Genomic DNA, 20,981 nt, shown 5'->3' with positions numbered 1-20,981 from the left:
GATGGCCCCTTACTTCTTATGACGAATACGCGGGTTCACCACGCCGTAGAGCAAATCGACCAGCAGGTTGACGAGAATAATCATCGTCGCGACCAGCAATACCCCGCCCTGCACTACCGGATAATCACGGCGTTGCAGTGCGTCAATCAGCCAGCGTCCGAGGCCCGGCCAGGAGAAGATGGTTTCGGTCAGGATCGCCCCCGCCAGCAACGTCCCCACCTGCAGACCAATAACAGTCACCACCGGCAGCATGGCGTTACGCAGGGCGTGAACGATAATGACGCGCATACGCGTCAGACCTTTGGCGCGTGCGGTGCGAATGTAATCCTCACCCAACACTTCCAGCATTGAAGAACGGGTCATACGCACGATAACCGCCAGAGGAATGGTGCCGAGCACCATCGCAGGCAGGATCATATGTGCCACCGCATCAATGAAGTTACCCTCTTCGCCCCAGATAGCCGTATCGATCAGCATGAAACCGGTCAGAGGATTCGTATCATCCAGGAAGACCATATCGCTGACGCGTCCGGAGACCGGCGTCAGGTTTAGCTGCACCGAGACCAGCATGATCAGCATCATGCCCCACCAGAAGATAGGCATGGAGTAACCCGTCAGCGCCAGGCCAACAGCCGTATGGTCGAAAATAGAGCCACGCTTCACGGCAGCCAAGACCCCAACAGGGATACCCACCGCAGTGGCGAAAATCATGGCGCAGACACCAAGCTCCAGTGTCGCTTTAAAACGCGGCACGAACTCGTCCCACACCGGAAGACGGCTTTTCAGCGAAATCCCTAAATCACCGTGCAACACGCCCCAGATATAGTTGAGGTATTGCTGCCACAGTGGTTTGTTCAGGCCAAGCTCAGCCAGCAGCTGTGCATGGCGTTCAGGTGAAATACCACGCTCGCCCGCCATAATCATTACCGGGTCGCCGGGGATCATATGGACGAAGGCAAAAGTGAGAAGGGTGATACCGATAAACGTGGGGATAACAAGTCCCAGACGTCGGAGGATGAACTGCAACATAACCCGGATTCTCTCTGATGACGTACAACCAGTTGGCGTGACGTCTGTATTGCTCACAAATGTAAATTCCCTCTCTCTTCAGGAGAGGATTAGGGTGAGGGAATGCATGCACGCCCTCACCCCTGCCCTCTCCGTGAAGGAGAGGGTGAACACCCTACTTATTATTCAACAGAGACGTTTTCGAAGTGGTGTTTGCCCAGTGGATCAACCACGTAGCCCTTCACTTCTTTACGCACTGGTTCGTACACGGTGGAGTGAGCCACAATCAGAGCCGGAGCCTGATCGTGCATCACAACCTGAGCCTGTTTGTACAGCTCGATACGTTTGTTGTGATCGTCGGTCGCACGCGCCGGCTGGATCAGGTCTTCAAACGGCTTGTAGCACCAGCGAGAGTAGTTAGAACCGTCTTTCGCGGCTGCACAGCTGAACAGGGTAGCGAAGAAGTTGTCCGGATCCCCATTGTCACCGGTCCAGCCCATCATCACCGCCTGATGCTCACCCGCTTTGGCACGCTTCAGATACTCGCCCCACTCGTAGGTCACAATCTTGGCCTGAACGCCCACTTTAGCCCAGTCAGCCTGAACCATTTCAGCCATACGGCGTGCGTTCGGGTTATACGGACGCTGTACTGGCATCGCCCACAGCTCAACGGTAAAGCCTTTCTCCTGGCCTGCTTCTTTCAGCAGCGCTTTCGCTTTCTCAGGATCGTAGGTGTAGTCTTTAACGTCGTCGTTATAGCCCCACATGGTTGGTGGGATCAGGTTCTTGGCGGCAACACCCGCGCCCTGATAGACCGCTTTAATGATCGCTTCTTTATTCACCGCATAGGTCAACGCCTGACGGACTTTCACGTCATCAAACGGTTTCTTCTCGGTGTTGAAGGAGAGGTAACCCACGTTCAGACCAGCCTGCTCCAGCAGGTTGATGTTTTTATCCTGCTTCATGCGCGCGATGTCAGCCGGGTTCGGGTATGGCATGACCTGGCATTCATTTTTCTGCAGTTTTGCGTAACGCACAGAAGCATCAGGCGTGATGGAGAAGACCAGACGATCGATCTGCGGCTTGGTGCCCCAGAAGCCCGGGAAGGCTTTATACAGAATACGGGAATCTTTCTGGTACTGCAGAAGCTGGAACGGACCGGTACCGATTGGGTTCAGGTCCACTTTCTCCGGGGTGCCGGCTTTCAGCATGTTGTCCGCGTACTCTTTAGACAGAATAGAGGCGAAGTCCATGGCCAGGTCAGCCAGGAATGGTGCTTCCGGACGCGTCAGCACGAACTGAACGGTTTTATCGTCCACTTTTTTCACTTCAGCGATCAGGTCCTGCAGGCCCATCCCTTCGAAGTATTCATAGCTGCCGCCAGACACTTTGTGATACGGGTTCTGAGCGTTTTTCTGACGGTCGAAGGAGAACACAACGTCATCGGCGTTAAAATCGCGCGTTGGTTTGAATTCTTTGTTGTCCTGCCACTTCACGCCCTGGCGCAGGTGGAAGGTATAGGTCTTACCGTCTTCGCTGACGTCCCACTTCTCCGCCAGACCTGGGATCACTTCCGTGGTACCGGTTTTGAATTCAACCAGACGGTTATAGATAGGCACAGAGCTTGCGTCGTAAGTCGTACCAGAGGTAAAGAGCTGTGGGTTAAAGCCTTCCGGCGAGCCTTCAGAACAGTAAACCAGGGTTTTTGCCTGTACGCTTGCTGCCACGGTCATAGCCACCAGGCTCAGACCAAGCTTTAGCATCCCTGACTTCTTCAAGGAAATACTCATTATTCTGCTCCAATGTGATGTTTTGCTTTGTTGTGTTACGCCGCCAGACCTTTATTTATTTTTTACCCGGTCCGGTCGGTGATGCCCGAAGGCGTTTAAGGGATGGAGAATCCTTTCAGAAGAGCGTTTGAGTTGCAGCGCAGATCGTCCCTGAAATGCCCCTCATGCCCTACAATCTGTCAACAGAATGTGAAAACGTCAATACAGGTGACGGGGATTTACGCTGAGTGTGAGAAACCGCAAACAAAGATTAAAAAAACTATGTATGCCAGTTTTCAGCAGGGAAATTTATGCTACTCGCTATGTTGCAGCACAATTATCTTCATATTTCGCAACAATCAGTGATTAACTTTTATTCAGATCGGGTAAATTTTCTTGCAGAACGGTGATTATCTGAGCACTAAATACCGCGAACGTTAAAACGCACAGCGAAAAATGCTGAGGTTATCCATAAGCAACGCGAAAAAAGATCAATCTATATATAAAAAAATACAATGGATTATGTCACAAAATCGTTAACAGACAGGAAGAAGGCGGGATAAGGGGCGTTTTGGTGAATCAGGATGAGTAAGCTGCTAATGCAAAAAGGGCTAACCTTGCGGTTAGCCCTTCTTTAAATGTGGTCGGCGAGAGAGGATTCGAACCTCCGACCCACTGGTCCCAAACCAGTTGCGCTACCAAGCTGCGCTACTCGCCGAATGCGGAGCGCATCTTACTGCTGAGGTGCGCCCCCGTCAATCCCTTAAATTAAAAAAGCCCTTCAACTGGCGATATTCTCGCCAGACGCGTTACTGCGCGGCTTTCGCCTTGCTATCAGGAAGTTTGCACCAGTTGTTATTTTCGTTGATACCGCCGTCAGGAGAGGTATAACCCAGGCAACCCAAAATGGTGTCATACAGCTCAACATGACGACGCGGCACCTTCATGTCTGCCTCTTTTTTCAGGTGGGCAAACATCTTCGCTTTCTCCGGGTCTTCGAGGTACTTGTCCGACATCCACACCATCATGGGCACGCGGAACTGTTCCGGAGGAGCCATATTACGTGGCGTACCATGCAGGTGCTCAAATTCATTAATTGACTCACCGTGATCCGCTGCATAGAACACAATCGCTTTCTTATCGCGTACCTGGTCAATCACCGAATCGATAAAGTGATCCACATACAACACTGAGTTATCGAAAGAGTTAATCAACTGGTCTTTGGTACAGTCTTTATCCACACCAATACATTCCGGCGTCCACCTGGCAAAGCTACGCGGATAACGTTGGGTGTAATTAAAGTGCGATCCTTTGGTATGCAGAATAATCATATGCTTTCCATCAGGATTCCCATTAAGAGAGAGCTTCATCTCATTAATCAGCAACATATCATCGACAGACTTGCCACGGTTACGTGGCTCCGCACCGATTTGCTCACGATAGGCAATGTTCTGCGCCATGGTGTTACTGTAGAACCACATCTCGCTTTGCATTGCATACAGAGCGGAAGTAAAGCCGAGCTGGTGAAGCACCGAGAAGACATTTTGCTCTTTCAGTGTTCGCTGCGGGTTATCGCTCGCTCCACCCTCGCGCACAAACATGCAGCGTAAGGAGAGCTTGGTGGCGGTATCACAGGAGTAACCGCGATAGGCAACCAGGTTTTTCTCCTGAGCCAGTTTAGGCGTGGTATCACGGTCATAACCCAGAATGCCCATATGATCCCAGCGTGTCGTTTCACCAATGATAAAGACGACATAGGTATCATCGATATCTTTTGGCGCGTCATAGGTAAATTTCTTTGCCGGGTTCAACAACGATTTGTTATCAGAGGATTCATCCACCTGTGCCCAGGCATACAGCCCCAGTGCGGAAATCCAGTTTGACGGCAAATAAGAATTTGCAACCACACCACCGTAGCTTGGCATGTCCACGCCAGACGTACGCTCATAATTTTTCTGCTTCACTTCCAGCAGGCGAATCGGCCCCCAGACCATCAACCCAGCGAGCAGCACAATCGCGACACTTCTGAAACGTTTCCCCGGCGTGCGAATCTGGTGTACCAGCGTGTACCGGCAGCGGTTGCTCCAGATGAGCAGCAGAGGCAAGGTACTGACTGCCACCAGCCAGAGAATAAAGTGCAGACCAACGACCTCTTTAGAGAGATCTATATCCGTCGTCATCACCGAAGCAATAATGCCGTAGCCAATGACAACGTTCATAAAAGTCATGTAATAACTGGCACCAGCGGAGCACAGCACAATAAACGTTGCCAGTACTCGCCATACGCGGCGGCCAAACAGGGTGAGAACCCGGAATAAAAAGAAGGTGACCAGTACAGCAGCGACCAATTCGACAACCGCTGCAACTCCTTTCCAGACGGTAAAATCGTGCGCATACCCGTCAAACCGACGGAAAAAAACTGCGCCATTCATAAACAGGCCGATGTACAACGCCAGCAAAAAGCAGAGCTTTTGTTGCGCCATCGATTTAATGTATTTCATGCAAGCTACCCGGAAAAAGGGACGGTACCACCGCCCACTCGGTATTAAAAGTAGGCAGATTAGATATACGCTCAGGGGATCGTTAATCAGAAACGTCTACAAGCGTGGTAAGTAGACCACAGGGATGGGAAAAAGTGGCAACAGAGAATGTGATCGGTGCAGTTATTTACAAAAAAGCAAATCCTGAAACCGACGTTTTCATCTAAGTCTCAGTTTTTAAGATAATAAAAAGGCCGGATAACCGGCCTTTTTTTGTTGTTGTCAGGCATGCGCTTCGTTAAAGACTTCACGCTGCGGCTGGCGAATGGTGGTCGACAAGGCCAGCGAGATTATCAGCAAAGCAAATATCACGCAGAAGGTCACATAGAACCCGCCGAACAGCGAGGCGATTAACGAGCCGCAGATACTGCCGATGCCAAAGCCCAGATAGATAACACCATAGTTTTTCGCCAGATTGTTCAGGCCGAAGAACTCACTGACCAGCGACGGGAAGACGGTAATCGTGCCGCCGAAATTAAAGGCCACACAGGCAATTGCGGCGAAGAACGTGGCTTCGTTCAGTGGGGCAAACAACAGCGCCGCCATCCCAACCAGCGAGACAACCTGCCCGATGGTAATCACGCGGATACGGGCAATTTTGTCAGACAGAATCCCGAGCACCAGACGGCCAGAGAGGTTGGCAATGGAGATGACGGTGACCGCATTCGCTGCTGTTGCCGCATCCAGTTTCACCATTCCCTGAGCAATATCTTTCGCCACCCCAATCACATACAGACCGCTCATGCAGGCTGTCAGGAACATGACCGCCAGCATCCAGTACTGTGGTTGACGCATAGACTGCGCGAGGGTGAAATCATTCTCCACCACACCGTTAACGGTTTTCACCTCTTGCTGCGGCGCATCTTTCATCAGCGTGGCGCCGAACAGGATCATGACCAGAACGATAGCGCCCCAGATCATGAACGTTTTTTCGAGCCCCACGGAAGCAAGCAGGTGGGAATCAATAAATTTAAAACCGAGGCTCCCCAGGCCATAGGACCCGATGGCAAACGCAGAGATTAAACCTTTACGTTCCGGGAACCACTTCACACAGTTTGACAGGGTCAGCAGATAACCTGCACCGTCGGCAAGTCCCACCAGCACCCCGGCGCTCAGCCACAGCATCATCAGGTTACTGGAATGCGCCGTCAGGAAAAAGCCCACGCCCAACAAGATACCCGATGCCATCGTCACCCGCTTCACGCCGAATCGCTCCTGCAATTTTCCCGCGACGGAAGATGAAAGCGCCAGCCCGAGGCTCAGCAAGCCGAAGGAGAACGCCACCTGGCTGACCGGTGCACCAAGCTTATCGGAAAGCGCACTGTTAAACAGGCTCCAGGTATAGACCGACCCCAGCGCAAACTGGGTCACGATGGTGCCAAAAAGCGTTAGCCAGCGCGTACGGTTGTAAGTTGATGTGTTCATGGCAGTTGTCCTGCAAGAGAAAGTAAGGGAATTCGCTGAGGACAACGATAAACAAAACCTTAATATGCCTGGGGTAAAACGGCATGAAATGCAGGAGGAATGGAATGAAATGCCATAAATCGGGAATGAATGACCTTGCCGGGGAATGAAGCGACAGCGTGTTAGTGACTGCTATCGCTACAACCCCCACGGCTATTGTATTCAGGATGTTATCGGCACGTTTAAAAAAGTAACAACCTTAAAAATTAGCGCTCACGCCCAGGGTGTACATAAACTCCTCACCGGTGGTGGTGTATTCCCCTTGTGCCAGCGACGCATAGGCCGCCATATGCGTGTTAAACGGAATATCCGTTCCGACGGTTACATCCATCCAGTTGCCGCTTTGCGTCGGTGCCGGCGTCTGTGGCATCCCAAACTGGGATTTCCACTGGTTTTCACCAAACTGCTGGTTATAGCTTATCTGCGCCCACGGGCGAAGCTCGCCGTACTGTGTATCCACGCGCCAGCCGAGCGTGCTGACGCTAGCATGCCAGAGTGGGTCGGTAAGCCCCTGCGTCGTCGCGCTGTCACCAAATTCGTTGATCATCATCGGTGCCGTGCCGTCATAACGCCACGCCATCACCGGACCGGTCGTGATACGCCCTGACACCGGAATGTTCCAGCCCACGCTCATGGCCCCTGCCGGCGTGGAACCCGACGGTAAACTCAGGGCAAGCCCGGGGGCATTTTGTGATGACTGAATCCGCTCGGCGAGAATATCCTCATAACGCGGTTGGTGATCCGCATCCCATGTATAGCGTTCCGCCGTATTACTTTGGGCGTCTGAAACGATATATTCCTGTTGCCAGGCAAATGCTGTATTACAAAAAAACAGACAGGCTGAAATCCCCGCCAGGCCAGAAACAGCATGGCGACCACTGATTTTTTTTATCATCATCAAAGCGACTCCAGAGAGAGCCGAATTCGGCGATATTTGTCATTGTTTAGGAAGAGTTTTGCGGGCATATGGCCCTGTATTAACTATTGTCTTTATAGTAGACACGTCAAGCCTGACAGAATGAAAATTTTGCGATAACCGTTTCATTAAGGGAGATAACCGATGCAGCGTTGCGGTTGGGTAAGCCAGGATCAGCTTTATATCGACTATCACGATCGGGAATGGGGCGTACCGGAGACAGAAGGGAAAAAGCTTTTTGAGATGATCTGCCTGGAAGGTCAACAGGCGGGCTTGTCATGGATTACGGTGCTTAAGAAACGTGAAAACTATCGTAATGCCTTCCATCAGTTCGATCCGGTCGCCGTCGCTGCCATGACCGAGGACGATGTGGAACGGCTGGTCCAGGATGCAGGCATCATCCGCCATCGCGGTAAGATCCAGGCCATCATTGGTAACGCGCGCGCTTATCTGGCGATGGAGCAAAACGGAGAACCGTTCTCAGAATTTGTCTGGACGTTTGTGAACAACACGCCGCAAATTACCCAGGCCGCCACGCTCGCGGAAATCCCGGCCTCCACCCCGGCGTCGGATGCGCTCTCTAAAGCGCTAAAAAAACGCGGCTTTAAATTTGTCGGCTCCACCATCTGTTACGCCTTTATGCAGGCCTGTGGCCTGGTCAACGACCACGTTACCGGCTGCGTCTGTCATCCAGGGAGGCACCATGATCCGCAAATGGGAAAGTGATAATGCCGGGCCACTCCTGAGTCTGTGGCTTGAAAGCACCACGGAGGCGCACCCGTTTATCAGCGCAAGCTACTGGAAAGAGAACGAAGGTATGGTGCGGGATGTTTACCTGCCCGCCGCCGAAACCTGGGTATGGGAAGAAAATGGAATGCTGCGCGGCTTTATCAGCGTCATGCAGTCCCAGTTTGTGGGCGCGCTGTTTGTCTCAACTGACTTTATTGGTCGGGGTATTGGGCGTGCGCTGCTGCACCATGTTCAACAGCGCTTCCCGTATTTAAGCCTGGAGGTCTACCAGAAAAATGTCCGGGCGGTGAATTTCTATCATGCACAGGGTTTTCGCATTGAAGACAGCGCCTGGCAGGATGACACTCAGCACCCAACGTGGATCATGAGCTGGCAGGCGGATCAAACGCCGTGAGCGTAAGCTCGGGTCCCTGATATTTCTCGACCCAGGCCAGCGCCGTGTTCCCCGCGCAGCCATTCCCCAGCTTCGAGCTGGGGAGATCTTTGGTCAGAACGTTTACTGCACCGTTTTTACAAATACCGCCTTCGCTCGGCTCCAGGTCTGGCCATGCCCCCTGGTGAATGCAGATAACGCCAGGTTTAATCCCGTCGCTCACTACCGCCCCTGCCAGCACCTGGCCACGCTGATTCCAGACGCGAACCACGTCACCGTCAACGATCCCACGCGCGCGCGCATCTGCGCTGTTCAGGGTCACGGGCTCTCGCCCGGCAACCGCATACCGCTCGCGCAGTGATGAATAGTTAAGCTGGCTGTGCAGGCGATGGGCAGGATGGGCCGATAACACCTGCAGCTGTTCCGGCTGGGCATTACCGTGCCACTCGTCCGGCTCAAGCCACGTTGGATGCGCCGGACAGTCGGCATACTTAAATTGGGCGATACGCTCGCTGTAGATCACAATCTTCCCGCTCTCGGTTTTCAGCGGATGGTTCTCCGGGTCGCGGCGGAAATCGGCGAAGCGAACAAACTGCGCATTCTGTTCGCTCTCCGGCATCTCAATAATCTGGTTCGCTTCCCAGAACTGTGCAAATGGCGGCAGCGTCACGCCCTGCGGGGCCCCGCGCTGGCCTGCAATCTGGTAGAACGTCTCCAGCCACTGCAAATCCGTTTTGCCCTCGGTAAAACGCTCGCGCCCCCCCGTTTCCCACAACTCGCTCAGCTCAGCAAACACCTCAAAATCATCACGCGCCTCATCACGCGGCGCTACGACGCGCTTCATCGGTACCATATGCTGATTGCTGTAGTCACCGGTCATGGTGAGGTCGTTACGCTCAAACGAGGTGGTCGCCGGCAGCACAATATCGGCATGTTTGGCTGAGGCGGTCCAGAAGCATTCTGAGATAACCACCAGTTCTGGCTTCTGCCAGGCGCGGATCAGGCGATTCGTGTCCTGGTGATGAGTAAAGTTCGCGCCGCCGGCCCACCAGACAAACCGGATATCCGGGAAGTGGCGATCCAGACCGTTATGCTGATAAAACCCGCCCGGGTTTTCCAGGGCTTCAACAATGCGCGCCACCGGGATTTTATCCACGGCATCCACACCGCCCTGAACCGAGCCCTGCAGAGAAGCCAGCACTGCCGCTTTGCGGGTTGGGTTGCCGCCATTGGCGAAGTGATAAGAGAGACCAAACCCACCGCCCGGCGTACCGATTTGCCCGAGCATGGCGGCCAGCGTCACGAGCATCCAGTGTTTCTGCTCACCGAACTGCTGGCGCTGCATCCCCCACCCAGACATTAACATCGTGGTGTTTTGGTGGAATAACGCTGCCAGTTCACGCAGTTTGGCCGCAGGAACCCCACAAATCTCTGCCGCCCACTCTGCCGTTTTGGCAATACCGTCTGTATTGCCCGTCAGATAGTCGGCGAAGTTGTCAAAACCGGTGGTACAGCGTGCGAGGAACCCGGTATCGTGCCAGCCGTTCTCCACCAGCGTATGGGCAATGCCCAGCATCATCGCCACGTCGGTGCCCATGTGCGGGGCAATCCACTCGGCGCTGTCGCCAAAGAAGTCCATGGTTTCCGAGCGCATCGGGTCAATGCAGATGATGCGCTTGCCGCTTTTACGCAGCGCATCGAAATACGGGATCCCCTGCTCGTCACTGGCATTCCACGCGATTTTCAGGGTGTTGAGCGGGTTGGCGCTCCACAGCACCACCACATCGGTGTGCTCCAGCACCAGCGGCCAGCTGGTCTGCTGCTGATACACTTCGTTACCGCCCACCACGTAGGGCATGATCGCCTGCGCTGCGCCGGTGGAGTAATCCCCAAGATGGCCAGTATACCCCCCGGCCAGACTCATATAGCGCTGCAGTAACGTCGAGGCCTTATGCAGCACGCCGTTTGAGCGCCAGCCGTAAGATCCGGCAAAAATGGACGACGGGCCATACGTGTCGCGAATACGTTTGTGCTGCGCATGGATCAGCGCCAGCGCGTCATCCCAGCTCACCCGGACAAACTCATCCTGACCACGAATACCCTGCGGCTTGTCTGGCGACGCCAGAAATCCTTTACGCACCATCGGCCAGCGCACGCGCGTTTTGCTGTGCACCTGATCGCGAACGACGGTCTGTAAAGAGTTGGGATGTTGCGTTGGCAATGCCCCGCGAGACGACAGAACATTTTCGCCATCGGTTTCGACCAGCATCGGCCCCCAGTGGGCGGCGGTCAGAATCGTTTTTGTTGAGGTGCTCAAGCGTGCGCTCCTGGTTGCGTGCAGGTTTTACGGCCTTCTTAGTGAGGCAGTTTATGGTTTGTCACAAATTTCAGAGTTATACCCGGAATTTTCTCCGTATCTGGACGTCATAATCAACTGCCACGCGCGTCGTGGCAAAGAATAAAAAGGATTAAGGAAATAAGATGAAAAAACGCGTATTCGTTATTGCCGCTCTGGTGAGCGGTGCACTGGCTGTTTCTGGCTGCACAACAAACCCTTACACCGGTGAAAGCGAAGCAGGTAAATCCGGCATCGGCGCGGGTCTCGGCTCGCTGGTAGGGGCTGGTGTGGGCGCACTCTCCTCCTCCAAGAAAGACCGCGGTAAAGGCGCGTTAATTGGCGCAGCGGCAGGTGCAGCCCTGGGCGGCGGCGTGGGTTATTACATGGATGTGCAGGAAGCAAAACTGCGCGACAAAATGAAAGGCACCGGCGTGAGCGTGACGCGCAGCGGCGATAACATCATCCTGAATATGCCAAACAACGTCACCTTCGACAGCAGCAGCGCAACGCTGAAACCTGCGGGGGCGAATACCCTGACCGGCGTGGCAATGGTGCTGAAAGAGTACAACAAGACCGCGGTGAATGTGATCGGTTATACCGACAGCACCGGCAGCCAGGATCTGAATATGCGCCTGTCTCAGCAGCGTGCCGATTCTGTGGCCAGCTCGCTGATCACGCAGGGCGTTGCAGCAAACCGCATCCGCACCAGCGGCATGGGCCCTGCAAACCCTATCGCCAGCAACAGCACGGCGGAAGGCAAAGCGCAGAACCGTCGCGTTGAGATTACCTTAAGCCCAATTCAGTAAGGGCTGCCCCCCTCTTCCAGGGGGAGAGGGGATAAGGGCATCATGCCGCCACGTCGGCATGAACCGCTTGCCATCGCTAATTTTCCCGCTAAGGTGTTCTCACTCACTTCAGGGAATTCAGCGATGAGCAAACCAACACGGGCCACAATCAGCGACGTGGCGAAAGCCGCAAACACCGGTAAAACCAGCATTTCACGCTACCTCAACGGCGAGAAACACCTGCTGTCCGATGCGCTGCTCGCTCGTATTGAACAGGCCATTGCCGATCTCGACTACCGCCCGAGCCTTATGGCGCGCGGGCTCAAACGGGGTCGTACCCGTCTTATCGGGCTTATCATCGCCGATATCACCAATCCCTACTCCGTTAACGTATTGAGCGGAATTGAAGCCGCCTGTCGCGAAAAGGGCTTTACGCCGCTGGTCTGTAATACCAACAACGAAGTCGATCAGGAGCTGCATTACCTGGATCTGCTGCGCAGCTATCAGGTCGAAGGGATTGTGGTAAATGCCGTGGGCATGCGTGAAGAGGGTTTAAACCGCCTGCAGCAATCCTCCCTGCCGATGGTTCTCATCGACCGCAAAATTCCGGAATTCGCCTGCGATGTCGTCGGGCTGGATAACACTCAGGCGGCGACAACCGCCACTGAGCATCTGATTGAACAGGGCTTTGAAGCCATCCTGTTTCTGAGCGAACCTCTGGGCATGGTCAACACCCGTCGTGAGCGACTGAGCGCGTTTCGTGCCACGCTGGAGCGTTACCCCGGCGTGATTGCCGAGAATGCCGAAACGCCACTTCATGAAACCGATCAGCTCGACAATACCCTGCGGCAGTTCCACACCCGCCATCGCGGAATGCGTAAAGCCGTTATTTCTGCCAACGGGGCGCTGACCCTGCAGGTCGCCCGCTCGCTTAAGCGCATTGGCCTGCACTGGGGAAGCGATATCGGTCTGCTGGGGTTCGACGAACTCGAGTGGGCAGAACTGGCTGGCGTCGGGATCACCACCCTCAAACAACCTACCTGGCAGATTGGCTATGCCGCTGTTGAACAAGTGGTTCGTCGTATTGAAGGCACCAGCGATGCCGTTCGCGAACAGGTATTTTCTGGCGAGTTGATTGTTCGCGGCTCCACCGCCCGTTAATTTTCCCTTGTGATACCGATCATAAATTCAACATCCTGACCTTTTCTTTGGAACCGGTTCCATCTAGCGTAATAGTATTGATGTATTGCGATGGAGTCCGACGATGGGCAGAAAAATCATGGTGGTCACCGCCGCGTATGGCGCGGAACAGGTGCGACAGGCAGGTGGTCAACGGGCAATGCTGCCCGTCATTGCGGGCGCGGGTGCCGACGGCGTCGAGATCCGCCGCGAGCTGTTTAACAGCGAAGAGCTGCTGGCGCTGCCCGCGCTGGGTGAATCCATTGAGCTGCTGGGCCTGCTGGCATGCTACTCCGCCCCTGCGGCCCTGTTTATGCCCGATGGCACCCTCAACCCTGACCTGCCCCGTTATCTCAGCGAAGCCAGTACCCTGAATGCGCTGTGGCTCAAGGTCTCACTGGGTCATTTCAGCGACACCCAGCCGCTTCACGCCCTGCGTGCCCTGCTCGATGAAAGCGGTATGGCCCTGGTGGTGGAAAACGACCAGACCGACTGCGGCCAGCTTGCGCCGATGCAGCGCTTCAAAGCCGCCTGCCGGGACATGGCGCTGCCCGTCACGCTGACGTTCGACATGGGCAACTGGCTGTGGGTGGGCGACTCCCCGGAAGAAGCCGCGCGCCATCTGGCCTCCGCAGTGAGCTATATCCACGTTAAAGCCGCCGTGCCGCATAAAGAAAATTTCCGCGCCGTGGCGCCGGATCGGGCCGATGCGCGCTGGCTGGATCTGCTTTGCCAGCTGCCCGCCGATGCCCCGCGTGGTATCGAGTTCCCGCTGGAAGGGGCGGATTTAACCGCCGTCACCCGTCATTACGTAAACCTGCTGCGTGAGGAGTAAACCATGCACAAGACGCTGGATGTGATCACTATCGGCGAAGCCATGGCGATGTTTGTCGCCACCGAAACGGGCGACCTGAGTACGGTGGAGCACTTTATCAAACGCGTGGCGGGGGCTGAGCTGAACGTCGCGACCGGCCTGGCGCGCCTGGGTCTGAACGTCGGCTGGGTCAGCCGCGTGGGGGATGACAGCTTTGGCCATTTCGTTCTCGATTCGCTGAAAAAAGAGGGCATTGATGCTTCCGGCGTCACCCTTGATGGACGCTTCCCGACCGGTTTCCAGCTTAAATCGAAAGTCGAAAATGGAACCGATCCCATTGTGGAGTATTTCCGTAAAGGGTCTGCGGCGAGCCACCTCTCAGTCGAGGATTACCACGCCCACTATTTCGCCTCCGCACGCCATCTGCATCTGAGCGGCGTGGCGGCTGCGCTTTCAGCCAGCTCGTATGCATTACTGGATCATGCCGCAACCACCATGAAGGCTCAGGGGAAAACGATCTCATTCGATCCTAACCTGCGCCCGGTGCTGTGGAAAAGCGAAGCGGAAATGATCGAGAAGCTGAACCGTCTGGCGTTTCAGGCTGACTGGGTTCTGCCGGGCGTGAAAGAAGGAATGATCCTGACCGGTAAGAACACCCCTGAAGGGATTGCCGATTTTTACCTTAACAAAGGGGTAAAAGCGGTGGTGCTGAAAACCGGCGCCGATGGCGCCTGGTTTAAAACGGCTAACGGCGAGCAAGGCGCAGTCGCGGCCGTGAAGGTCGATAACGTGGTTGATACCGTCGGCGCTGGCGATGGTTTTGCCGTGGGGGTCATTAGTGCCCTGCTGGAAGGCAAACCGCTGCAGCAGGCCGTCGCCCGGGGCAATAAAATTGGCTCGCTGGCAATCCAGGTGCAGGGCGACAGTGAAGGATTACCGACCCGCGCACAGCTGAACGAATAAATTCCGTTTCCCTCCCCCTCTCCTCAGGTAGGTCAGGGGGAAACAAAACAAACCACCGTGTACCCTACATACAACGGCGGTACAAACCTCAACAACAGAGGCAAGCCTATGAACAGTTCGACCAATGCAGTAAAACGCTGGTGGTACATCATGCCAATCGTGTTTATCACGTACAGCCTGGCGTACCTTGATCGTGCCAACTTCAGTTTCGCGTCCGCGGCAGGGATCACCGAAGACCTGGGGATCACCAAAGGTATCTCTTCGTTGCTGGGTGCCCTTTTCTTCCTGGGCTACTTCTTCTTCCAGATCCCCGGCGCTATCTATGCGGAGCGTCGCAGCGTCCGCAAATTGATTTTCGTTTGCCTGATCCTGTGGGGTGCCTGCGCCTCACTGACCGGCGTGGTGAATAATATTCCTGCTCTGGCAGCCATTCGCTTTATTCTTGGGGTCGTTGAGGCAGCGGTAATGCCCGCGATGCTGATTTATATCAGCAACTGGTTTACAAAATCCGAGCGCTCACGAGCCAATACTTTCCTGATCCTCGGTAACCCGGTCACCGTGCTGTGGATGTCGGTGGTTTCTGGCTACCTGATCCAGTCCTTCGGCTGGCGCGAAATGTTCATTATCGAAGGGGTGCCGGCGGTTATCTGGGCATTCTGCTGGTGGATGCTGGTAAAAGACAAACCTGCGCAGGCGAAATGGCTCTCCGAAGATGAAAAAGCCGCTCTGCAGGCGCAGCTGGATAAAGAACAGCAAGGCCTGAAAGCGGTGCGTAACTACGGCGAAGCATTCCGCTCGCGTAATGTGATTTTGCTCTGCGCCCAGTATTTCACCTGGAGCATTGGCGTGTACGGTTTCGTACTGTGGCTACCATCGATTCTCCGCAATGCCGGTGAAAACCTTGGCATGGTGGAAGTGGGCTGGCTGTCGTCCGTGCCTTACCTCGCAGCAACAATCGCCATGATCATTGCGTCATGGGCATCGGACAAAATGCAGAACCGTAAGCTGTTTGTCTGGCCGCTGCTGCTGATCGCTGCCTTTGCCTTTATTGGTTCCTGGGCCGTCGGCGCGAACCATTTCTGGGTCTCTTACACCCTGCTGGTGATTGCGGGCGCGGCAATGTACGCCCCTTATGGACCGTTCTTTGCGATCATCCCGGAGATGCTGCCGCGTAACGTCGCAGGCGGCGCGATGGCACTGATTAACAGTATGGGAGCGCTGGGCTCGTTCTGCGGCTCCTGGTTTGTGGGTTACCTGAACGGAGCAACCGGCAGCCCGTCCGCATCGTACATATTTATGGGGGTAGCGCTTTTCGCCTCCGTGTGGCTTACTCTGATTGTTAAGCCTGCTAATAATCAACAATTACCTGTCGGCGCACGCCACGCCTGAATCCTTAAAAATCAACGGAGATTAGCATGAAGCCGTCCGTCATTTTGTATAAAGCACTGCCGGAAGATCTGCAGAAACGCCTTGAGGAACACTTCACCGTTACCCAGGTGAAGAACCTCAGCCCGGAAACCGTGGCACAGCACGCCGATGCGTTCGCCAGCGCCGAAGGTTTGCTGGGTTCGAGCGAAAAAGTGGATGTCGCCCTGCTGGAGAAAATGCCGAAGCTTCGTGCTACCTCTACCGTTTCCGTGGGCTATGACAACTTCGACGTGGATGCCCTTAACGCCCGCAAGATCCTGTTGATGCATACGCCACATGCGCTGACGGAGACCGTGGCCGACACGCTGATGGCGCTGGTCCTCAGCACGGCGCGTCGTGTGGTCGAAGTGGCCGATCGCGTCAAAGCTGGCGAATGGACAAAAAGCATTGGTCCGGACTGGTTTGGGGTGGATGTTCATGGCAAAACGCTGGGCATCGTTGGCATGGGCCGTATTGGCCTGGCCCTGGCGCAGCGAGCACATTTTGGTTTTAACATGCCGATTCTGTATAACGCGCGTCGTCATCACAGTGAAGCCGAAGAACGTTTTAACGCCCGCTACTGCGAGCTGGATACGCTGCTGCAGGAAGCCGATTTTGTCTGTTTGATCCTGCCGCTGACGGACGAAACCCGTCATCTTATCGGTAAAGAGGCGTTTGAAAAAATGAAGAAAACGGCCATTTTCATCAACGCGGGTCGTGGCCCGGTGGTGGATGAGAAGGCGTTGATTGAGGCTCTGCAACAGGGTGAGATCCATGCTGCCGGTCTTGACGTGTTTGAACAGGAACCGCTGCCGGTGGACTCACCGTTGCTTTCATTGCCCAACGTGGTGGCCCTGCCCCACATCGGCTCAGCAACCCATGAAACACGCTACAATATGGCTGCAACCGCGGTAGACAACCTGATCGCTGCCCTTAGCGGAAAGGTGGAAATCAATTGCGTTAACCCGCAGGTTCAGCGATAGAAATGAAAAAACCCGCCAGAAGGCGGGTTTTTAAAATTTGTGCTACTGGGTTGGAAGCTTACAGGCTTACAACGTTACCAGCTGCTGGGCCTTTAGCGCCGCTTTCGATGGTGAAGGAAACTTTCTGACCTTCATCCAGAGATTTGTAGCCTTCGTTCTGGATAGCAGAGAAGTGTACGAACACGTCTTTAGAGCCATCGTCAGGAGTGATGAAGCCGAAACCTTTATCAGCGTTGAACCATTTTACCAGACCAGTCATTTTAGCAGACATAGAATTACCTTAATTAACAAATATATTGTGCCTTCCGGCTTGATGGATTGTGTTACAGATTTTTAAGCGATGAAGGAAGGGTCACTACGAAGGGTATCTATGGATAACAATCTGGACTGCTTTACTAAACTGCTTTAGGTCTGTGTAACAAACCGACCTGTATAGTTATACCGATGTGGTAGAAGAATAACAAGCGTTATTTTCGCCCGGAATAAAAAACCCCGCCTGAGGCGGGGTTTTCCGATTTATTCTGTGGCAGCGACCGCTGCACTCCACGCCTGACTAAAGGCCTGGTGCTGGGAGGCCAGTGGCCCAATCAGCGCATTATACTGGCTTGCCTGCTGCGAGGTCGGGAACTGAATACCGTTGGCCACAAAGCTCACCTGAGTGCCCTGCTGGGAGATGAAGTCCCCCACCTGAACCAGCTGCTGCGTGAAAATTTGCGCGGCTGGGATCAGCGGTTGCATCGCTTCAGAAGGTTTCGACACTACTTTCTCATACACTTTGTCGAAGACCGGTTTGAGATCGTCGCCCTGCTTCAGCGCGGAACGTGACGCGTCCGCCTGCATTTTCGCATTCTGCAGCTGTTGGCTCAGCACGCCGAGCGCACCGTTGGACTGGCGCAGCGGTTCACGTTGCGTCATGTAATCCTGCGGGACGCGAATAGCGTTCACGCTATCCACAACCGGACGGATACCGGAATCCATCGCCTGGCTCACCTGCTGTGAATAACCATAAAGAATGGCGTAATCAGACACGAAGGGGCCAAACTGTTTTTTCTGATCCGCAGTCAGCGTCGGCAACCGTTCACCGCTGCGCATCACCGTATTCTGTAGAAAATCGATAAACGCTTTGCGCTGATCGCCTTCTTTATCAAAACACCCACTCAGGCTAACAACCATCAACAACGCCGCAATAGGCGCAAACCAGCGAGAGCAGGACTTTCCTGTCGCCATTTCATTACTCCTTTCACCCAAAAAAGCGCACACCGGCACATGCGTGCCCGACGCTGACAAGGATAGTCCAGGTCAGCCCTGCAAGATACTCTTTTCATGCAAAACGGCTATTGCCGTTTTATTTCTTACTATTTACAAAAAAATACCTGGCGAAGCCGACATAAGCGTAATCAGGTAATTAGTCTCACCCTGGCAACGGCTGAAACGCATAAAGCGATCGTTACCGCACGATTAATCACATCCGTGACGATCCGTCGTTTGTATTAGGGACTATTCTTAACAGGCTCTCTGATGTTCTTGATCCCGGTATGTGATTTAAGAGGAGTCCTCAATGGAATATAAAGATCCTGAGCTTGAGCTGCTGAGCAGCCTGGAACAGATTATTTTTAAAGATGTACCGCAGACGTTAACCCTGCAACAAAGATCCAATCCCTTTAAAGAATATGAGCAATTGCGCAAAGGGACTGGATTAAAAACTGAAGAATTCGCCAGAGCGATGGGTGTCAGCGTGGCTATGGTGCAGGAGTGGGAGTCAAAACGCGAAAAACCCACCCCAACCGAGCTAAAGCTGATGCGCCTGATTCAGGCCAACCCTGCACTCAGCAAGCATATAGCATGATGCAGTAAAGTGGGTTACCGCCCCCGCCTTTGCGGGGGCTTGTGTTTTAAAGGGGGGCACACCGCCAACCCGCCTCTTCCCAGACCAGTTCATGCGTCAATGCTAACCCCCGCAAAAAAGCCTCATCGTGAGAAACCACCAGCAATGCCCCGGGGAAACCGGCCAGTGCGGCTTCAATCGCCTCGACCGAGGCCAGATCCAGATGGTTGGTCGGTTCATCCAGCAGTAAAAGCTGCGTAGCGTCTTCACGCCACAAGACACAGGCCAGAGCAGCCTTGAGACGTTCCCCGCCGCTCAGCTCAGCCAGCGGAAGCGCCACTTTGTCAGCGCCCAGTTGAAGCTGCGCTAAACGGGTTCGCAGCACACCCTCTTCCAGAGGTGTATGACTCAGATTGAGTTGCGCCATCACCGACTGCGAAAGATCGAGCTGCGACAGATGTTGATCGAGATAAGCGCAGTTTACCGATACCTTACACGTTCCTGAGAGCGGAGCCACTTCGCCGAGAATGACTTTTAAAAGCGTCGATTTACCGCAGCCGTTTGGTCCTTTTAGCGCCACGCGCATCGGTCCGTCCATTCGCCAGTTGGTCGGCGGGAGAGTGACGTGTGGCAGCACCAGCCCCTCCATCACCAGCACCTGTTTCCCCTCAGCAATCTGGCTTCCAGGCAACGTGAACATCACCGGATTCTCCTCTTCAACTCGCTCCCGGGCCTTGTTCACCGCGGCATTCAGCGCTTCATGTTGATCGCCATGCTGTTTTTTCCAGGTGCCAATGCGCTCTTTGGCGGCCATTTTGTATCTGACCCGCTCGAACGAGGCGATATTAAGGTTATCGACCGTACGTAACGTCTTCGCCGAACGCCGCTGGCTTTCGTCATGCTCTTTTTGCATCCGTGCGCGGGTGCGTTTGCGCTCTGTTACCGCATGTTCCAGTGCCGCACGGGCTGCCTGCTGTTCGGCGTCCCGCTGATGCGTATAGTCGTCGTAACTGCCACCGTAGTGGCGAAGACCCGAGGCGCTCAGTTCAAGAATACGCGGTACCTTCGCCAGCAGTTCACGGTCGTGGGAGGCCACCAGCACGCCCCCCTGATAACGGGCGAGCTGGTCGTAGAACCACTCACGTCCCTGCCGGTCGAGATGGTTGGTGGGCTCGTCCAGCAGCAGATAATCCGCATCAGCCGTAAACGCGCCACAGAGCAACGCGCGAATGCGCTCGCCGCCGCTGAGTTCCATGGCTGATTTATCCGGGTCAAATGGTGGAAGTTTTGCGTGGAAAAACGCCTCGCTCAGACGTTCTGCTACATCCCAGTGTCCGTCGAGTAACGCCAAATCATCTGGCTGGTAATCACCGCTGTCGATGCGCTTACGCGCCGCAAAAATCGCCTCATACCCCAGCAGCTCAGCAAGCGTGGTTCGCGGGGAGATATCGGGCTGTTGTGCCACATAAGCGTGCGTTGCAAAACGTTCGATATGACCGCTGGCAGGTTCATCACACCCTGCCAGCAAACGTAGCAGACATGTTTTACCGCTGCCGTTGCGGCCAACCAGCGCGCACAGTGACGGCGCCAGAGAAAGATTCAGCGGACCAAAAAGGGTATCGCCCGTCGCAAACTGACAGGACACCTGATGCAAAATAAAAGAAGGGGATTGCGCAAAATGAGCCATAAGCACTCCTGAATGAAATCAAAACATCCCCTGCCGACGCGGTCGCGTTTAGCAAGGATCGAAATTCATCAGTCGTGTTTGTTCATTTTCGGGATGCGCTCCTGAGGGAGAAATATAACGAGAAACAGGATAACGGTAATTTGCTGACCATTTCAAGGTGAATTTTTAGGCGATTGCACT

18 protein-coding genes and 1 tRNA gene are annotated in these 20,981 nt (G+C 54.4%); 9 read left to right on the top strand and 10 right to left on the bottom strand.

Going from position 1 to position 20,981, the window contains the following annotated elements; translation table 11 throughout:
* Nucleotides 1-9 precede the first annotated feature (9 nt).
* The 6 genes from dppB to ACN9MQ_RS00955 form a co-directional block, all read right to left on the bottom strand.
* On the bottom strand, nt 10-1,029 hold the full coding sequence (gene dppB / locus ACN9MQ_RS00980; protein ID WP_020882632.1) for a dipeptide ABC transporter permease DppB: 1,020 nt from the start codon (nt 1,027-1,029) through the stop codon (nt 10-12).
* 161 nt (nt 1,030-1,190) lie between these two features.
* Nucleotides 1,191-2,798, bottom strand: a complete 1,608-nt coding sequence (dppA, locus tag ACN9MQ_RS00975; RefSeq protein WP_014168145.1) for a dipeptide ABC transporter periplasmic-binding protein DppA — start codon at nt 2,796-2,798, stop codon at nt 1,191-1,193.
* A 620-nt stretch (nt 2,799-3,418) separates the two neighbouring features.
* A tRNA-Pro gene (locus tag ACN9MQ_RS00970) sits at nt 3,419-3,495 on the bottom strand.
* A gap of 91 nt (nt 3,496-3,586) precedes the next feature.
* Complete coding sequence (gene eptB, locus ACN9MQ_RS00965) at nt 3,587-5,278, bottom strand: kdo(2)-lipid A phosphoethanolamine 7''-transferase (protein ID WP_025206419.1); 1,692 nt, start codon at nt 5,276-5,278, stop codon at nt 3,587-3,589.
* A 261-nt stretch (nt 5,279-5,539) separates the two neighbouring features.
* Complete coding sequence (locus ACN9MQ_RS00960) at nt 5,540-6,742, bottom strand: L-lactate MFS transporter (RefSeq protein ID WP_025206420.1); 1,203 nt, start codon at nt 6,740-6,742, stop codon at nt 5,540-5,542.
* A gap of 238 nt (nt 6,743-6,980) precedes the next feature.
* Nucleotides 6,981-7,679, bottom strand: coding sequence for an autotransporter domain-containing protein (locus ACN9MQ_RS00955; RefSeq protein WP_020882635.1), 699 nt, complete (start codon nt 7,677-7,679; stop codon nt 6,981-6,983).
* Between the two features lie 162 nt (nt 7,680-7,841).
* On the opposite strand from ACN9MQ_RS00955, the gene tag reads away from it, so the two are divergent.
* On the top strand, nt 7,842-8,423 hold the full coding sequence (gene tag, locus ACN9MQ_RS00950; protein WP_014168140.1) for a DNA-3-methyladenine glycosylase I: 582 nt from the start codon (nt 7,842-7,844) through the stop codon (nt 8,421-8,423).
* A complete protein-coding gene (locus ACN9MQ_RS00945; protein ID WP_426021472.1) occupies nt 8,401-8,841 on the top strand; it encodes an N-acetyltransferase in 441 nt (146 codons plus the stop codon). Before tag ends, ACN9MQ_RS00945 begins: the two co-directional genes overlap by 23 nt.
* On the opposite strand, the gene ACN9MQ_RS00940 is transcribed toward ACN9MQ_RS00945, so the two are convergent.
* Nucleotides 8,810-11,089 (bottom strand): molybdopterin guanine dinucleotide-containing S/N-oxide reductase, encoded by a 2,280-nt coding sequence (locus tag ACN9MQ_RS00940; protein WP_426021510.1) that lies wholly within the window; start codon nt 11,087-11,089, stop codon nt 8,810-8,812. The two genes, ACN9MQ_RS00945 and ACN9MQ_RS00940, sit on opposite strands and share 32 nt — an antisense overlap.
* Nucleotides 11,090-11,301: 212 nt before the next feature.
* Between ACN9MQ_RS00940 and ACN9MQ_RS00935 the strand changes: the two genes are divergently transcribed.
* From ACN9MQ_RS00935 to ghrB, 6 genes are all read left to right on the top strand, one after another.
* Nucleotides 11,302-11,964, top strand: a complete 663-nt coding sequence (locus tag ACN9MQ_RS00935) for an OmpA family lipoprotein (protein ID WP_014168137.1) — start codon at nt 11,302-11,304, stop codon at nt 11,962-11,964.
* 123 nt (nt 11,965-12,087) lie between these two features.
* Nucleotides 12,088-13,104, top strand: coding sequence for a LacI family DNA-binding transcriptional regulator (locus ACN9MQ_RS00930; protein ID WP_426021473.1), 1,017 nt, complete (start codon nt 12,088-12,090; stop codon nt 13,102-13,104).
* Nucleotides 13,105-13,207: 103 nt separating this feature from the next.
* Complete coding sequence (locus ACN9MQ_RS00925; RefSeq protein ID WP_032679355.1) at nt 13,208-13,957, top strand: sugar phosphate isomerase/epimerase family protein; 750 nt, start codon at nt 13,208-13,210, stop codon at nt 13,955-13,957.
* Between the two features lie 3 nt (nt 13,958-13,960).
* Nucleotides 13,961-14,899 carry a sugar kinase gene (locus ACN9MQ_RS00920; RefSeq protein WP_025206424.1) on the top strand — a complete coding sequence of 313 codons (939 nt, stop codon included), beginning with the start codon at nt 13,961-13,963 and terminating at the stop codon, nt 14,897-14,899.
* 108 nt (nt 14,900-15,007) lie between these two features.
* Nucleotides 15,008-16,288, top strand: coding sequence for an MFS transporter (locus tag ACN9MQ_RS00915; protein ID WP_020882640.1), 1,281 nt, complete (start codon nt 15,008-15,010; stop codon nt 16,286-16,288).
* A 26-nt stretch (nt 16,289-16,314) separates the two neighbouring features.
* On the top strand, nt 16,315-17,289 hold the full coding sequence (gene ghrB / locus ACN9MQ_RS00910) for a glyoxylate/hydroxypyruvate reductase GhrB (RefSeq protein ID WP_014168132.1): 975 nt from the start codon (nt 16,315-16,317) through the stop codon (nt 17,287-17,289).
* A gap of 58 nt (nt 17,290-17,347) precedes the next feature.
* Here the strand turns inward: ghrB and cspE are convergent, their stop codons facing one another.
* Together cspE and ACN9MQ_RS00900 are read right to left on the bottom strand one after the other, a co-directional pair.
* Nucleotides 17,348-17,560 (bottom strand): transcription antiterminator/RNA stability regulator CspE, encoded by a 213-nt coding sequence (gene cspE, locus ACN9MQ_RS00905; RefSeq protein ID WP_014168131.1) that lies wholly within the window; start codon nt 17,558-17,560, stop codon nt 17,348-17,350.
* Between the two features lie 245 nt (nt 17,561-17,805).
* A complete protein-coding gene (locus ACN9MQ_RS00900) occupies nt 17,806-18,516 on the bottom strand; it encodes a DUF3053 domain-containing protein (protein WP_020882641.1) in 711 nt (236 codons plus the stop codon).
* Nucleotides 18,517-18,847: 331 nt separating this feature from the next.
* Between ACN9MQ_RS00900 and ACN9MQ_RS00895 the strand changes: the two genes are divergently transcribed.
* On the top strand, nt 18,848-19,135 hold the full coding sequence (locus ACN9MQ_RS00895; protein ID WP_014168128.1) for an HTH-type transcriptional regulator: 288 nt from the start codon (nt 18,848-18,850) through the stop codon (nt 19,133-19,135).
* Between the two features lie 46 nt (nt 19,136-19,181).
* Here ACN9MQ_RS00895 and ACN9MQ_RS00890 read toward each other — a convergent pair whose 3' ends face one another.
* Nucleotides 19,182-20,801 (bottom strand): ABC-F family ATP-binding cassette domain-containing protein, encoded by a 1,620-nt coding sequence (locus tag ACN9MQ_RS00890; protein ID WP_426021475.1) that lies wholly within the window; start codon nt 20,799-20,801, stop codon nt 19,182-19,184.
* Between the last annotated feature and the right edge of the window lie 180 nt (nt 20,802-20,981).

The organism is Enterobacter sp. R-25 (genome assembly GCF_049913205.1).
GTDB classification, from domain to species: domain Bacteria; phylum Pseudomonadota; class Gammaproteobacteria; order Enterobacterales; family Enterobacteriaceae; genus Enterobacter; species Enterobacter ludwigii.
Note: the sequence above shows the minus strand (reverse complement) of the source record. Positions and strands in the feature narration are given on the sequence as shown.